The following is a 14,332-nucleotide window of genomic DNA, read 5'->3' on the forward strand; positions in this document are numbered from 1 at the left end:
CAATGCCTTAGCATTGATCGACAGTGACGTATCGGTGATGTCTTCTGATGCCGTCGGCATGATCCCGTTGCTTTCATCCTCGCCACTTGATGGCGGTCACGGGTTCGATCGCGGACTTTGGAGATGCCTCATGTCTGTCTGTCGCTCCTGTCTTCTCCTCCTTCTCCTGCTCGCGGGCTCGATATCCGTGGCCCATGCCGAAAAGCGCATCGCGCTGGTCGTCGGCATCAGCAACTACCGCCACATCCCACCCTTGGCGAACACGGCCAACGACGCGCGAGATATGGCAACGATGCTGCGCGAGACCGGCTTCGAGCTGATCGGAGGTGGTCCTCAACTTGATCCCGACAAGGCCGGCCTGGAAAACCTCATTCGGGACTTCGGCCGTCGCCTCAGCGGGGACACCGTCGGCCTGTTCTATTATTCCGGGCACGGCGTCCAGATGAACGGTTCCAACTACCTGGTGCCGAGCCAAGCCAACGTGAGCAGCGTCGCGGATGTCAAATACGAGTTGGTCGACGCCACCTACGTGCTCGACGAGATGTCCGGGGCCGGCAACCGCCTCAACATCGTCATTCTGGATGCCTGCCGGAACAATCCCTTCTCTGGCCGGAACCTGCGCGGGGTTGCGCCGGGGTTGAGCCAAGTCACGGCGCCGGCCGGCACGGTGATCGGCTACGCCACCCAGCCCGGCAATGTTGCCTATGACGGCGAGGGCATTCACAGCCCTTATTCGGAGGCCCTGCTGGAGGCGATGAGCCTGCCCGGCCTGGACATCTTCCGGATGTTCAACACGGTCGGCCTTAAGGTGAAGACGGCCACCGGCGGTCGACAGCAGCCATGGTTGGCGGTCTCTCCCATCGAAGGCAGCTTCGAATTCGTGCCGCGCGAGGCCGAGGTGTCGGCGGAGCCGGCTGCGCCGCCGCCGACCGTCAACGCCGCAGTCTCCGGCCCGGAGCCGGACCGGCCGTTGGCGGTGTCCCCGGGGCCTCCCGCAACAGCGTCTCCCGTCACGTCGCCAGCCGCGACAGCGAAGGCGATGACAATGGACATCTGCCCCGACACCTTCACGGCGTTTCGCGGCACGACGGCGCCGCTGAACTGCGGTTGTTCGCCGGACGCGCTCCGGGCTTCGAGCAACGTCTACGGCAGCGATGTCTACGCCGACGTCTCGCCGATCTGCCGCGCCGCGCTCCACGCCGGGGCAGTCGGGAAGCAGGGCGGCGAGATCATCGTCACGCCGCGCGAGGAGCCGCCCTTTTATCCCGGCGTCACGCGCAACGGCATCACCTCGCAATCCGACCGCAGCAAATGGGGCGGCGCCTTCAGCGTCGCCAGTTCGATACGGCCGCCCAAGACACCCGAGGCCTGGACGCCGGCCGGCATGCGGATGGACATCTGCCCCGACGCCTTCACGGCGTTCCGCGGCACGACGGCGCCGCTGAGATGCGGTTGCTCGCCGGACGCGCTCCGGGTTTCGAGCAACGTCTACGGCAGCGACGTCTACGCCGACGTCTCGCCGATTTGCCGCGCCGCGCTCCACGCCGGGGCGGTCGGGAAGCAGGGCGGCGAGATCATCGTCACGCCGCGCGAGGAGCCGCCCTTTTATCCCGGCGTCACGCGCAACGGCATCACCTCGCAATCCGACCGCAGCAAATGGGGCGGCGCCTTCAGCGTCGCCAGTTCGATACGGCCGCCCAAGACACCCGAGGCCTGGACGCCGGCCGGCATGCGGATGGACATCTGCCCCGACGCCTTCACGGCGTTCCGCGGCACGACGGCGCCGCTGAATTGCGGATGCTCGCCGGACGCGCTCCGGGTTTCGAGCAACGTCTACGGCAGTGATGTCTACGCCGACGTCTCGCCGATCTGCCGCGCCGCGCTACACGCCGGGGCGGTCGGGAAGCAGGGTGGCGAGATCATCGTCACGCCGCGCGAGGAGCCGCCCCTTTATCCCGGCGTCACGCGCAACGGCATCACCTCGCAATCCGATCGCAGCAAGTGGGGCGGCGCCTTCAGCGTCGCTGGGCTGAACCCGCCGGCAACACCGCCCACGGCGCCTCAGGACCTGCTCGACAAAGCCGGACGTCCCGTTCAGGCCCCGATCGCGGAAACGCTGAAGAAAACCGGGCACGTGCAGATGTACATCAATTTCGTCACTGATTCCGCCGACCTCCAGCCAAACGCGGAGCCGGTGCTTCGCGATCTGCTGAAGGCTTTGCGTGGCGATCCCGGCCTTCGGCTTGAGCTGGTGGGGCATACCGATGCAACGGGGACGGCCGGGCACAATCAGGATCTGTCCGAGCGGCGCGCCCTGACGGTTTTCACCTGGTTGGCCCGAAACGGAATCGAGCGGGATCGCCTCAAGGCGAGTGGGCACGGCCGCATGGAGCCGATTGCGGACAATGAAACCGCGCAGGGGCGCGCGCTCAATCGGCGGGTCGAAGCCAAAGCCCTCGATTGAAGCTCGGGTTGTCACACCGACGGCACTCGAACCGTTCCGGTCTGCTCCCCGGATTTCCACAGCCGCAGGGGATTGCAACAACCGCAATGGAAGTGATCAAGCGCCGTCGGTTTCGAATTCGAACCCTCAATATCACTCGACGACAAGGGAGCCCCTGCCATGGAACGTTCCGTCGGGTCGGCGTAGGGGCGGCGCCTGTTCACACCGGAGGGCCAGGGCTGTTCAGCGCTCCGTATGATGGGCGTGAGACAGCAGGCGCAGGAGGCGAAGCCGCCCGCACCGCGGCGCCAGCGCTGGCACACCTAATCCCTTCCTCCACGCACAAAGCTTGGGTGGTGACGACGCCCGGGGCCTGGCCTCGATTTGAGTCGGCCGCACCACCGCCTGGGAGAGCGCCAAGCCGATTGTCGCCGAGGGCTCGATCATCGACTGGACCACGAGGAGCGACATGACCATCATCGCCCGCGAACTGGCGTTGCGCGCCTACGAAGATCTCGTTGAAAGCATCGCCGGCATCCAGCAGCGCATCGTAATGCGCAAAATGCTGGAGGCTGAATTCGGCGACGCCGCGCTCGACCCGCATCCGGTCTTCCGTCCTCCGACCGGCGCGCTCGTCCGCGCGTCCGAACAGCGCCGCCTCGCCGAGGCGTCCGACCGCGAGGACCTGGAGCGCTTGACCGCGATGGCCCGCGAGTTGGAGCCACATCTGGAGGCGGCGCGCGACGCCGATCTCGTCGAGTTCATCGCCAGTTTGAAGCGTTGAAGGGCGTTCGATTGGCATTCATGGAAAGTTGATTGCCGAACCAATGCTCTTGCTGTGCTCAGATACCCGCTCCACCCGCAAAACCTCACACGTCGCGCGGAGCTGGCAAGCCGGTCCGGAAAAACAAAGCGCCAAAGCCTGATGGGTTTCGGAGGTCCAGGCCCCCGTCAGCTCGCCGGGCACCTCCCAGCCGAACCCCTGCACGTCGATGCTCGACACGCGCCAGGCGGCGAGGACGAACTGCGTCACACACACCCCCTTCTGCCACCGCTTCGGAGGAGAGGAAGGAACAATCGGAATGTCGAAGCGAAGGCGCAGCACCGGACCTTCCCGGTCTATGTTGATCTCGTGGAGATCGACCCGCGCAAAGGTCTCAAAGGACGTCATATCCGTGAAGAGCGACCGCACGGCGTGCGGGTGGGCAAGCACGTCTACCCAGTTCATCCAAGACAGCGACGTCATGGCCGTCCTCGGAGGGCTTCGATGGCCTCGCGCCGCAGAATACGGCCGATCGGATCTTGGCGCCACCGAGCAAAGGGAGGAGGACTGATGCTGCCAGCCCACGCCCCGATCCAAGCTCTGATCTGGTCCATGAAGGCGTGGTGCAGCGTGCCCGCTCTCCGCGTCGGCCACATCCCCATAAAACCGGTTGCCGCACACCGCCAAAGGGCGATGCCTGTTGTGCCTGACCACTCAATCTCGGATGCGCGCCATGCCTCACCCCCGCCGTGTTGTCACGATGCCGCTCGATCAGCTGTGGGAAGACGATGGCAACGGTTTCGGACATCGCATACGCACCCTTGAGCCCGACGATATCAAATCCATGCTGCGCGAAGGGCCCTTCCGCTTCGTCGAAGCATCAGCTGGCCTTCCTTTGCGCTGGACCCCAATTGCCGCTTGCTTCATGCACTGGCGGAAAGTGCGGCCGAATGTGGTGACGAGGAAAACCATGTTGTCTCTCGACGAACTCCCGGGCGCGTATGCCTATTTTGCATCGGAGTGGCGAGGCCGGGATGAAGAAAGGATCGTGCTTCTTGAAATGTCTCATTAGGTCCGCCGGCCACTCATCGATCTCTCAGGGCCGTCGAAACGGCGAATCCCGTTGAAGGCCGATCCTATGCTGGACAAGCCCAAAGAAGCGAACCGAGAGGATTGAACGATGTTTTCCATACGCTCATCAGAGTCGGGCCGTGAGATCAGTTTCAGCAACTGGAGCGGCGAGCGCTTCCATGTCGAACTTAAGGGTGATTTGGTTTCGGCTTCGACCGAGGTGTGGATGTATGCCGATGCTGATGCCGATGGGTTAAGCGGCTTCTTTGAAGAACTTGGCGGGTGCGACAAGCCCTGGCAAGGACAGCGGTCCTGGGCCTCCATCGAGAGAGACTTTTGTATCGCCGCGTCCTGCACGTCCTTAGGCAACGTGACATTCGAGGTCGGGTTGAGAGGCCAGCAAAGCGCGCCTGAGGAGTGGCGCGTTTCGGTTGGGCTGGTTGTCGAATTTGGGCAGTTGGCCCAGATCGCGAGGAGGGCGAAAACATTCTTCCATGGCCCAGGCATATGATGGGCCGAGGCCGCCGGATCGTGCCGTTTGCCCGTGTGCCACCGTGCGGCTTCCTGCGTCACTGCCCAGCTGCACGCGTAACGGTCCGTCAGGGTCGGCGCACTTCAGCTGACGTTCCCGGCGGCCGACTGCACGGGAGTGTTGGTCGATGCCGCGGCATCCGTTAAGCCGAAGTGTGACAGCGTGTGGCGCGGTTCACAGCCTATGCGCCCGGTGAGGAGCAGATAGGGGATGTTCGCTTTCCCGACCCACGGAGGCGTGTATGCCCCTCAAGCAGATCCTGTTCCGTTTCGATGGGCGGCTGGCTCGCCTGCCGTACTTCCTCTACTATCACCTCGCCGGAATCATCGCTGGCGGCGCCATGCTGGCCGGCATGCTTCCCGCCTTCCTCCTCAGCAACCTCGTGGATTCGCCAGAGGTGATTGGCGTCGTTGCTGTCATCGGTGCATTCCCCGGGATAGTCTTGAACTTCTGGATGCTCGCGGCCATCGTGGTGAAGCGACTGCACGACCTTAACCGATGTGGCTGGCATCTCCTGTGGATGTGCGCCTTGGCTTTCGCCGGTGGCCTTCTCCTGGAGGTCGCCCCCGCGCTCGGGACAATCGCCACCATTGTGGCGACGTTCGCCTTCTTGTGGCTCCTGTTTGCCCCGGGCAACCGGACGGACAATGGCTACGGGTCACCCCCTGGCACCCGCACACCTGCCGCCCCCGACAGCCAAGGCGCGGTCATGCGCGTGTGAACGATGGCTCCAAGGCGCGGCTTTCAGAACCCTCTGAAGCCCATCGCCAGAGGGGATCGAGTGCCCGCCCTCCGGTTTTCGTGTCTTTGGCTTGGAGGTGGGCATGGGGCCGAAGGCGGCGGGGCTGGTCGCGGAGCTTATCGACCGGATCGCGAGGCGGGCACCGGGTCCGGGTCGCCCGCCCGTTCCGACGCTCGCGGTGGTCGAGGCGTTGCGCTTCTTCGTGCGGGAAGGCGTCCAGTGGTGCGCGTTGTGGCCGGCACCGGGCCGCGCTTCTGGAGCGGTCCTGCGCCGCCGGTTCAACGGTTGGCACGCCATGGCGCTGCTGCGCCGCATGCAGGCCATCCCGGTCCGCACGGCCCGCTCGGGGCCGCAGGTCGGTGTGTGGGATGTTGTCCTCGACAATTGTCGCCAAGCACGGTCCGGCTTGCGTTGCAGCAGCGGAATCAGAGCGCGCAGCGTGCCGGCGCTGTTGCCGACCAAGTTGACCTCCATGGGATAGCGGATGCTCAGCATCTTGGGGTTGATGTCGATCTGCACGCCGCGGGCTTGGCCCTCCTTGGGCAGGAACTCCGAATAGGGAAAGCCGGAGCCGACCATCAGCAGCGTGTCGCAATTCATCATCATGTCCCAGCTCGGCTTGGTGCCGAGCAGGCCGATGGAGCCGGTGACGAAGGGCAGGTCGTCGGGCACCGCCGCCTTGCCGAGCAGCGCCTTGGCGATGCCAGCGCCAAGGACGTCGGCCACCTCGATCACCACGTCGGTGGCGTGCAGCGCCCCTGCGCCGACCAGCATCGCCACTTTGGTGCCAGCGTTCAGCACGTCGGCCGCGCGGCGCAGGTCGGCGTCGGTGGGACGGACCACCGGGGCAGCATAGCCCACACCGGAATGCACGGTGCCATGCGCCCGTGGCGGCTTTTCCACCGCATCCATCTCCTGAACGTCCTTGGGCAGGATGATGCAGGTGACGGTGCGCTCGGCCTTGGCGATACGCACCGAGCGATCAACCAGGTGACGCACCTGGGCCGGCGTGGCGGCCATGTGGACGTAGTCGCCGGCCACATCCTTGAACAAGGAGATCAGGTCGACCTCCTGCTGGTAGTGGCCGCCCAGCGCCGTCCTCGCCTGCTGGCCGACGATGGCGAGCACCGGCTGGTGGTCGAGCTTGGCGTCGTACAGGCCGTTCAGCAGGTGAATGGCGCCAGGGCCGGAGGTGGCCATGCACACGCCCAGTTCGCCCGTGTACTTGGCGTGCGCGCTCGCCATGAAGGCTGCCAACTCCTCGTGGCGCACCTGCACGAAATCAAAGCGGTCGCCGGCCCGCGCGAGCGCGCCGACCAGCCCGTTGATACCATCGCCCGGAAAGCCGGTTCCAGAAGAAATCGCTGACGGTGTCTGTCATGCTCGCCCCCTCGAGTCGTTGCCAGGGATGGCTGCCCTGTTGCCTCAACGGTGATCGGCGAGGCCGGTTCGCTGGAAAGCGCATGCGTTTTCCATCGCCCTGAGCGGCCGGCACATTATGGGAACCCGCCCGAAGCCGGTGCGTTGGCCGGCCATCGGCGGCACGACCCAGGGGGCTGGAGCATGCACCCGCAAGCATCCAACGACACAGTCGACATCGATCGGATCGGGGTCGAGACGTTCCGGATCCCGACCGATCGGCCGGAGGCTGACGGCACGCTCGACTGGGACCACACGACGCTCGTCGTTGTCACGGCGGAGGCCGGCGGGCGGAGCGGGCTCGGCTACGGCTACGCCGACGACGCCACGGCGCGCCTGATCGCCGGACCATTGGCGGAGCGGTTGCGCGGCATCGACGCGCTCGACATCAACCGCGCCTGGATCGTGATGACCCAGGCGGTGCGCAACCTGGGCCGGCCGGGCATCGCGGCCATGGCGGTGTCGGCCGTGGACACGGCCTTGTGGGACCTAAAAGGGCAATTGCTCGGCCGCTCCGTCGCCGACCTGCTGGGCCGCGCGCGCGACGGCACGCCGGCCTACGGCAGCGGCGGCTTCACCTCATACTCCGACGACCGCCTCGTCGGACAACTCTCCGGCTGGGCGCGGGACGGGCTGCCCGCGGTCAAGATGAAGATCGGCCGCGACGCCGCCCGTGACGTGGAGCGCGTGGCGCTGGCGCGCCGGGCGCTCGGTCCCGGCACGGACCTCTATGTGGACGCCAACGGCGCCTACGACCGCAAGCTGGCGCTGGCCCAGGCGGAGCGCTTCGCCGAGCGGGGAGTCGCGTGGTTCGAGGAGCCGGTGTCCTCCGACGACCTGGAAGGCCTTCGCCTGCTGCGCGACCGCGGTCCTGGCCGCATGATGATCGCTGCCGGGGAATACGGCTACACCCCGGTCTATTTCCGCCGCATGCTGGAGGCCGGGGCGGTGGACGTGCTCCAGGCCGACGCCACCCGCTGTGGCGGCATCACCGGATTCCTGGCGGCGGCGGCGCTGACGGAGGCCTTCTGCCTGCCCTTGTCGGCCCACACCGCCCCGACACTGCACGCGCAGGTCGGCTGCGCCTGCCGCACGCTCAAGAACATCGAATACTTCCATGACCACGCCCGCATCGAGACGATGCTGTTCGACGGCGCGATCACGCCGGAGAACGGGCAACTGGTCCCGGATCGCTTCCGCCCCGGCCTGGGCATCGCGTTGAAGCGGGCCGACGCCGGCGAGGTTCACCCCATGACCAGCATCGACACCGTCGATCACGAGCGAGTTTGACGCCTGAATGCCGGGTGGCGGTGATGACCGCGGCGGCGGTTCATCGCAGCGCCCTGTGCCGCCAAGCCCCCTGTGAGCGTGCGGTGCATGCCGCGCAACGAAGCGAGCAAAAAGGAGGGTGCGCATGTCCAACACAGCGATTGGCCACACGCGCTGGGCCATTCCCGACGGCTACATCCCGGCTTGGGGCCACGGGCCGGAACCGGCGATGACCAGCCACGAGGGGCTCAGCATCCTCAACACCGGCGACCGGGAGGTGGAGGTGCGGATTACCCTCTACTTCACCGACCGCGAGCCGGTGGGCCCTTACCGCGTCCGGGTCGGCGCCCGGCGCACCAACCACGTCCGCATGAACCTGCTGAAGGACCCGGAGCCGATCCCGCTCGGCACGCCCTATTCCAGCGTGATCGAGGCGGACGCGCCGGTGGTGGTGCAGTTGACCCGGCTCGACAGTCGGCAGGCGGAGAACGCGCTGTTGAGCGTCGTCCCCTTCGCCGGCTGAGCGGGAAGCGACCCGCCCTGCGCGCCTATGCCGTCTCCGGGTGGCTCGGCGCCAGCAGGGCGAGGCCCGTCTCCGTGTCCTTGCGCCGGACCAGGTGCGCCGGGCTTCCGAACAGCATCACTTCCAAGGTCGGATGAACCTCGGCCTCCAGGAGGTGGCCGGCCACCGCCTGCCCGTCGCACTTGCCGAGCACGGCGTGCAGATGCAGGCCAGGTCCGTCGGGGCCCTCGGCGACGTTGCCCATCAGCGACACCACCTCGCACTGTTCCGCCACCGGAATGCGATGGTAGTCCTTGCGCTCGAAGTCGAAGAAGCCGAGCACCGCTCGTTGGAAGGCCCCGATCGCTGTGACGCTGCTCCCGCCCAGCCCTTCGTCCCGGGCCACCGCCTTCAATCCTTCGATGGGGTTGTCGCCGGTTTGGAACACGATGGCGTAGACCCGTTCCGGTCCGTCCTTGATTCGTCTGACCTGCATGACCCGACCTCCTGAATTCATCCGCAAACTGGGTGGTGGGAACGCCGACCGCAGCCAATCGCCTGCCCCGCGCGAAAGACCTGCCGTCCAGCAACGCTCCAGCCGCACGCAACGTGGCTTATTAGAGGACGTCGGCCGCTTACCGGTGGTGCTCAAGCCGCCGGGCGATCGCGTCGATGGTGAACGCGGCACGCGCCTCTGCGTCCATGTCCAGGTAGCGCCGCGCGCACCAGACGGCAAACTCATCGGGGTTGATGTGGACCTTGACGGCGACGAGCCTGGTGGCAAGAACTTCGGCGACCAACGCTTCCGAAGCCTGCAACCATTCATCATACGTCGCATGAAGTCGATTGCCATCGGCCAGCCGTTCTTTGAACTCGGGCCAGTCCTCGCGCCGGTACCAGGGCAAGACCACGAAAGAGCGGTGAGCATCGGCCATCAGAACCCTCCTATAGCGGCTCAACGTCTGTCCGTGGTCAACGCTTGGCGCCGGTGGTCCGTACCACAGACTGTGGACCAACCACACGGTCGGTCGAAGGCTGACCATGCCCCTGCCCTCCCGATTACGGAACCTCAGTACAGTTGTCGCACCCCCGTGTGATTTGGAACGCCCACGGCGACGCCTCGTTGTGCCTGTGACGGTGCTTTCGACCGACGACGAAATCCCGCCTGCGCGCCACCCAGACCAAAGCTGCGCTCTCGACCGCCTGTTCCACTCCCACCAGCTTTGAATGAGCGGTCCATGGACCAGAGCTCCGACGATGCGCCCCGCTCATCCGCCCCATGGTGCCGTCCCAATGTGGCCTGCCAGGAGTGCTCGCTGCGGCAAGTGCGGCTCTTCCAGCAGCTTGATGATGATGCATTCCGTTCGGTGAACGCGCTGCGAGACCGGCAACTTTCCCGACCGGTCGGCGCCCGGCTGATCCAGCCCGGGCCGGCGGATGGCTTCTTCTACACGCTGTTCTCGGGCTGGGCGTTCCGCTCCATCCGCCTGCCCGACGGAGCCCGGCAGATCCTCGAGTTTCTGCTGCCGGGCGATGTCTTCGGCCTGCAGGTAGCGTTTCTGGGTGACTGGGATTACGCGGTCACCGCGCTGACGCCCGTGGTTCTGTGCCGGCTGCGAGCACCATCCCTAGGCGAGCTGTGCACCCGCTTTCCGGCGTTGACCCTTGCGCTGATCCACACGCTCATCGAGGACAAGCGGCGCGCCGACGGCCGGCTCGCCGTGCTGGGCCGCGCCCTGGGACCGCAACGCATTGCCTTTTTGCTGATGGAACTCACCGAGCGGTTGGAATTCGCCGGGGAAGTCCGAGACAACGGCTGCGAATTCCCGCTGCGCCGCCGCCACTTCGCCGACGCGACGGGTCTGTCGGGAACTCATGTGAGCCGTTCGCTCGCCGAACTGCGCGCCAAGGGCATAGCCCACATCGCCGACGGGCGGCTTACCATTCTGGACCGCACCCTGTTGACCCGCTTTTCCGGCTACACGCCGCTCGCACGGTCCGTTGAGAGCCCAAGCCTCTGACAGCCAAACATTAAATCGCGCACATATGTGCGCAATTTCAGGAACCGGCTTCGTGGGCGCAAGTTGGTCAGAGAACACGGGCGTTCTGCCGTTCGCCGCTGTACGGAGCCGGAACCCCCGTCTGTCAACACCCTCTCGATCCCGGTCAAGCACCACGAACCAGCGGGGGAGTCCAGTGCCCACCACTTTCGAAGCCGACCTGGTGAGGTGCATGCCCGAGTTGCAGCGTTACGCCCACAGGCTGACCGGCGAACGCGCGGCGGCGGAAGACCTGGTCCAGGATTGCCTGGAGCGCGCGCTGCGCAATGCCGACAAGTTCTGCCCTGACAGCAACCTCGAGGCGTGGTTGGTGACCATCCTCAAGAACCTCTTCTTCAGCCAGCGCCGCCGCCAGCAACTCTGCACGTTCTGCGACCTGGGGGATAACGATCAAGCGGTTCCGCCAGCCCAGGTCTGGTGCGTCGCCCTGCATGAGACCGAAGAGGCCATCGAGGCGTTGCCGCCGGCACCGCGCGCTCTGGTTGAGATGGTCGTCGTCGATGGCTTGGCGTACCAAGACGTCGCCGCCCGTCTGGACATCTGCGTGGGCACCATCCGGTCCCGCCTGTCGCGGGCGCGCGAGCAGATTCGCGCGAATCTGGAGCGGCGGCGCCGGGTATGCCCGCGGCAGAATCCGGTCCCACCCCGCTCGCTCGGTGCACCGCGGCCAGCCCCGCCGGAGCCTGTCCCTCCGGCGCCTATCCCTCCGGCACCCATCCCTCCGGCACTGGCCGCCCCCGCGGAACAGGCGGTGCCGCTCCGGTCGCCTCGCCCCTCGCGCTGCCCCCGCTGCACCGACCACCGGCCGGTCCGGAGACGGCCCGACCGGCGTCGATCGCGTCGCCCCGGAGCGGGAACGCCCCCCGCCGCACGGAGCCGTGGGCCGCCGTCGGCGCGCCGGCCTGAGGCCGCGCGGCTTCCCACACCTCCCTCCAGGACGGTCCGCTGAGCACCGACCGATCCAGTCACCAACGCATTCGGGCTGCCGGTGCCGTGTTCGTCCACCGCAGCCGACACCTTTCGCCCGACGGTCGGGCGCACCACCAGGGGCGACCTGCCCTGGGAGCCCGGCGACGCATCGCCGCCTGCACCGACGGTGGCAACGCGGCCGCGCCAGTGTCCGCGGATGCGGTTCGGGACCTTCGGGGCAAGACACAGGCGGCGTCCGACTGAGCGGCGGCGCGGAACAGGACAACACGATGGCGATTGCACGGCCGGGATTGCCCGGCGATTTCTCCTCTCCTTGGGCGAGCAGCGCCAAGGACTTTGTTCTGACGGCGCTCGGCTCGGGCCGGGTCTGGGTGACCATCGCCCAGGGCGTTCCGACCGAGATCTTCTGGCCCTCCACCGGCCGCCCGCAGGTGCGCCGCTTGGGGTTTCTCGTCTGCAAGGGGGAGGCGTGGACCGATGTCGCCCATGGCAACGCCTACCGGGTGTCCAGCCCGGATGCCGACTTGCCGTTGTCCGTGATCACCCATGAGGGACCCGGCTTCCGCCTGGACCTGCGCGTCCTGGCCGACGGGCGGCGCGACGTGGCGCTGGTCGAGTACCGGCTTGAGGGTGAGGGGCTGCGGCTGTTCACGGTCCTGGAGCCGCGGCTGGATGGGCAGCGGGACAGCGCGGTCTGGGTGGAGAATGGCTTGGTTGCCGGCCGCCCGGGTACCGCACTCTGCCTGGTGGGGGATCGCGCCTTTCGGTTGGCCTCGGTTGGCCGGATCGGCGATGCGGACCGATTCATCCGTCTGCTGCGCGACGGCACCACCGCCGTGACCGCGCGCACCGCGGGCGACGGCGCCGCCCTGGTCGCGGAGGTGGAGCCCGATCAAGGCGTGCTCGCCCTGGCCTTCGGGACCACGCCCGAGGGAGCGCGTGTCCTCGCCCGCTCCAGCCTGGCGTCGGGCAGCGCCTCCGTGCGCGCCGGTTACGCCGCCGTCTGGCAGGATTGGGCCAAGTCGCTGCGGATCCCTGCGGTGGAACCGGAGTTGGCCTGGCAGGCCCATCGGTCCGCGATGGTCATCAAGGCCCATGAGGACCGGACCTTTCCCGGCGCGGTGGTCGCCAGCCTGAGCATCCCCTGGGGCGGCTTCAGCGGCGACGTCAGCGGCGGATATCACGTGGTCTGGACCCGGGACACTGTGGAAGCCGGGCTGGCCAGCCTGGCGGTCGGCAAACCGGAAGAAGCCGAGGCGACGCTCGCCTACCTGATCGCCACCCAGGATGCCGACGGGCATTGGTGGCAGAGTTACTTTCCGGACGGCCGGCCGTTCTGGACGGGCATCCAGCTCGATGAGGTGGGGTTTCCCGTCCTGCTGGCCGCCAAGCTGCGCGAGACCGGACGGCTTAAGCCTGGGGACACCGTCGTCGCCATGGTGCGGCGCGCTCTGCGCTGCCTCGCCCGGCGTGGCCCGGTCAGTCCGATGGATCGCTGGGAGGATAGCGCGGGCATCAGCCCGTTCACGCTTGGTGTCGACATCGCCGCGCTCGTCGCCGGCAGCACCTTTCTCAGTCCGGATGAGGCGGCGGCCGCTGTCTCGCTCGCGGATTACTGGAACGAGCGCCTGGAAGACTGGACGTTCGTCGATCACGGGCCGCTGTCCAAGGGCGACGGCGGGTATTACGTGCGCATTGCGCCGGCCCCGGCGGACGGGGGCGTGACCGGCATGGTGCGCCGCGCCGCGACCCACGCTCAGCCGTTTCCGGCGGCGACCGAGGTGGGGCTTGGCTTCAGCTATCTGGCCCGATTGGGCCTGCGGTCTGCCCAGGATCCGCGGATGCGCTCAACAACGCGCATCGTCGACCGCCTTCTCCGCGTCGAAACACCTCGTGGCGTCGCCTACCATCGCTACAACGGCGACCAGTATGGCGAGCATGCGGACGGTCGCCCGTTCGACGGCACGGGTGTGGGGCGTGCCTGGCCACTGCTGACGGGCGAGCGCGGTCACCTCGCGCTGCTCGCCGGCGAGGACGCCTCGCCCTACCTGCGCGCCATGGCCTCGCTGGCCAACCCCAACGGCCTTCTTCCGGAACAGGTGTGGGATGCGCCACCCCTTCCCCAGCGTGAACTGTGGCCAGGGCAGCCAACCGGAAGCGCCACGCCGCTCGTCTGGGCCCATGCCGAATTCCTGAAGCTGCTGATCGCCCGGCAGTCCGGCCGGGCATCGGAAACCCTGGACGCGGTGGACCGCCGTTACGGCGCCAACTCTTGTGCGGCTCGCACCTGGCACTGGCGATGCGCCTGCCCGTTTGGGCGCATTCCGGCGGGCCGGGATTTGGTGATCGAAGACGAAGCCCCCTTCGACCTCGGCGTCATGTTTGATGCGAACGTGCGGCGCACGCAGAGCTCTGTTAAGGGCGCCCTTGGTCTGTACGAGGTGCGGTTCCCGGCCGGTGCGTTGGCGGTGGCGCGGACGGTTCAGTTCGACGTGCATCGATGCCATCACCCGGATGCGATGACGCACATGATCCGCATCGGAACCGCATGATCAGACAAGGCGACGACATCGAGGATGTGGATCGGGAAGCGATGCCCAA

The 14,332-nt window shown here is 66.9% G+C and carries 14 protein-coding genes; 10 read left to right on the forward strand and 4 right to left on the reverse strand.

Annotation, left to right across the window (positions count from 1 at the left end; translation table 11 throughout):
- Positions 1-13: 13 nt before the first annotated feature.
- Together M2351_RS30910 and M2351_RS30915 are read left to right on the forward strand one after the other, a co-directional pair.
- The gene (locus M2351_RS30910) at positions 14-2,464 is read left to right on the forward strand and encodes an LCCL domain-containing protein (RefSeq protein WP_264659854.1); all 2,451 of its coding nucleotides are present in this window, start codon (positions 14-16) and stop codon (positions 2,462-2,464) included.
- A 448-nt stretch (positions 2,465-2,912) separates the two neighbouring features.
- Complete coding sequence (locus M2351_RS30915) at positions 2,913-3,227, forward strand: hypothetical protein (RefSeq protein ID WP_264659855.1); 315 nt, start codon at positions 2,913-2,915, stop codon at positions 3,225-3,227.
- Positions 3,228-3,245: 18 nt separating this feature from the next.
- Here the strand turns inward: M2351_RS30915 and M2351_RS30920 are convergent, their stop codons facing one another.
- Positions 3,246-3,689 (reverse strand): immunity 50 family protein, encoded by a 444-nt coding sequence (locus M2351_RS30920; RefSeq protein WP_264659856.1) that lies wholly within the window; start codon positions 3,687-3,689, stop codon positions 3,246-3,248.
- 250 nt (positions 3,690-3,939) lie between these two features.
- Between M2351_RS30920 and M2351_RS30925 the strand changes: the two genes are divergently transcribed.
- The 3 genes from M2351_RS30925 to M2351_RS30935 all read left to right on the forward strand — a co-directional run bounded on the left by M2351_RS30925 (position 3,940) and on the right by M2351_RS30935 (position 5,530).
- Complete coding sequence (locus tag M2351_RS30925; protein ID WP_264659857.1) at positions 3,940-4,278, forward strand: hypothetical protein; 339 nt, start codon at positions 3,940-3,942, stop codon at positions 4,276-4,278.
- Positions 4,279-4,386: 108 nt separating this feature from the next.
- Positions 4,387-4,788 (forward strand): DUF6228 family protein, encoded by a 402-nt coding sequence (locus tag M2351_RS30930; RefSeq protein ID WP_264659858.1) that lies wholly within the window; start codon positions 4,387-4,389, stop codon positions 4,786-4,788.
- Between the two features lie 262 nt (positions 4,789-5,050).
- Positions 5,051-5,530 (forward strand): DUF805 domain-containing protein, encoded by a 480-nt coding sequence (locus M2351_RS30935; protein WP_264659859.1) that lies wholly within the window; start codon positions 5,051-5,053, stop codon positions 5,528-5,530.
- Here the strand turns inward: M2351_RS30935 and M2351_RS30940 are convergent.
- The gene (locus M2351_RS30940; protein WP_454464602.1) at positions 5,468-6,913 is read right to left on the reverse strand and encodes a thiamine pyrophosphate-binding protein; all 1,446 of its coding nucleotides are present in this window, start codon (positions 6,911-6,913) and stop codon (positions 5,468-5,470) included. The two genes, M2351_RS30935 and M2351_RS30940, sit on opposite strands and share 63 nt — an antisense overlap.
- A 201-nt stretch (positions 6,914-7,114) precedes the next feature.
- Between M2351_RS30940 and M2351_RS30945 the strand changes: the two genes are divergently transcribed.
- Entirely contained in the window at positions 7,115-8,260 is a 1,146-nt protein-coding gene (locus tag M2351_RS30945) for an enolase C-terminal domain-like protein (RefSeq protein WP_264659860.1), read from the forward strand.
- 124 nt (positions 8,261-8,384) lie between these two features.
- Positions 8,385-8,762: a sensory rhodopsin transducer gene (locus M2351_RS30950; RefSeq protein ID WP_264659861.1), complete on the forward strand. Its 378-nt coding sequence runs from the start codon at positions 8,385-8,387 to the stop codon at positions 8,760-8,762.
- 25 nt (positions 8,763-8,787) lie between these two features.
- Here M2351_RS30950 and M2351_RS30955 read toward each other — a convergent pair whose 3' ends face one another.
- A complete protein-coding gene (locus M2351_RS30955) occupies positions 8,788-9,237 on the reverse strand; it encodes a PPC domain-containing DNA-binding protein (protein ID WP_264659862.1) in 450 nt (149 codons plus the stop codon).
- 139 nt (positions 9,238-9,376) lie between these two features.
- The gene (locus M2351_RS30960; RefSeq protein ID WP_264659863.1) at positions 9,377-9,676 is read right to left on the reverse strand and encodes a hypothetical protein; all 300 of its coding nucleotides are present in this window, start codon (positions 9,674-9,676) and stop codon (positions 9,377-9,379) included.
- A 303-nt stretch (positions 9,677-9,979) separates the two neighbouring features.
- Here M2351_RS30960 and M2351_RS30965 point away from each other — a divergent pair, with 303 nt between their 5' ends.
- From M2351_RS30965 to M2351_RS30975, 3 genes are all read left to right on the forward strand, one after another.
- The gene (locus M2351_RS30965; protein WP_264659864.1) at positions 9,980-10,762 is read left to right on the forward strand and encodes a Crp/Fnr family transcriptional regulator; all 783 of its coding nucleotides are present in this window, start codon (positions 9,980-9,982) and stop codon (positions 10,760-10,762) included.
- Positions 10,763-10,973: 211 nt separating this feature from the next.
- On the forward strand, positions 10,974-11,750 hold the full coding sequence (locus M2351_RS45315; RefSeq protein ID WP_406567453.1) for an RNA polymerase sigma factor: 777 nt from the start codon (positions 10,974-10,976) through the stop codon (positions 11,748-11,750).
- Between the two features lie 250 nt (positions 11,751-12,000).
- Entirely contained in the window at positions 12,001-14,283 is a 2,283-nt protein-coding gene (locus M2351_RS30975) for a glycoside hydrolase family 15 protein (RefSeq protein WP_264659866.1), read from the forward strand.
- Positions 14,284-14,332 lie beyond the last annotated feature (49 nt).

Origin of the sequence: Azospirillum canadense, assembly GCF_025961225.1 — a bacterium.
GTDB classification, from domain to species: Bacteria; Pseudomonadota; Alphaproteobacteria; order Azospirillales; family Azospirillaceae; genus Azospirillum; species Azospirillum canadense.

What these genes read in the sequence shown, in the direction of transcription:
- M2351_RS30915 (WP_264659855.1), top strand. Translation starts at nt 2,913, where the DNA reads ATGACCATCATCGCCCGCGAACTGGCGTTGCGCGCCTACGAAGATCTC.
- M2351_RS30920 (WP_264659856.1), bottom strand. Translation starts at nt 3,689, where the DNA reads ATGACGTCGCTGTCTTGGATGAACTGGGTAGACGTGCTTGCCCACCCG.
- M2351_RS30925 (WP_264659857.1), top strand. Translation starts at nt 3,940, where the DNA reads ATGCCTCACCCCCGCCGTGTTGTCACGATGCCGCTCGATCAGCTGTGG.
- M2351_RS30930 (WP_264659858.1), top strand. Translation starts at nt 4,387, where the DNA reads ATGTTTTCCATACGCTCATCAGAGTCGGGCCGTGAGATCAGTTTCAGC.
- M2351_RS30935 (WP_264659859.1), top strand. Translation starts at nt 5,051, where the DNA reads ATGCCCCTCAAGCAGATCCTGTTCCGTTTCGATGGGCGGCTGGCTCGC.
- M2351_RS30945 (WP_264659860.1), top strand. Translation starts at nt 7,115, where the DNA reads ATGCACCCGCAAGCATCCAACGACACAGTCGACATCGATCGGATCGGG.
- M2351_RS30950 (WP_264659861.1), top strand. Translation starts at nt 8,385, where the DNA reads ATGTCCAACACAGCGATTGGCCACACGCGCTGGGCCATTCCCGACGGC.
- M2351_RS30955 (WP_264659862.1), bottom strand. Translation starts at nt 9,237, where the DNA reads ATGCAGGTCAGACGAATCAAGGACGGACCGGAACGGGTCTACGCCATC.
- M2351_RS30960 (WP_264659863.1), bottom strand. Translation starts at nt 9,676, where the DNA reads ATGGCCGATGCTCACCGCTCTTTCGTGGTCTTGCCCTGGTACCGGCGC.
- M2351_RS30965 (WP_264659864.1), top strand. Translation starts at nt 9,980, where the DNA reads ATGGACCAGAGCTCCGACGATGCGCCCCGCTCATCCGCCCCATGGTGC.
- M2351_RS45315 (WP_406567453.1), top strand. Translation starts at nt 10,974, where the DNA reads ATGCCCGAGTTGCAGCGTTACGCCCACAGGCTGACCGGCGAACGCGCG.
- M2351_RS30975 (WP_264659866.1), top strand. Translation starts at nt 12,001, where the DNA reads ATGGCGATTGCACGGCCGGGATTGCCCGGCGATTTCTCCTCTCCTTGG.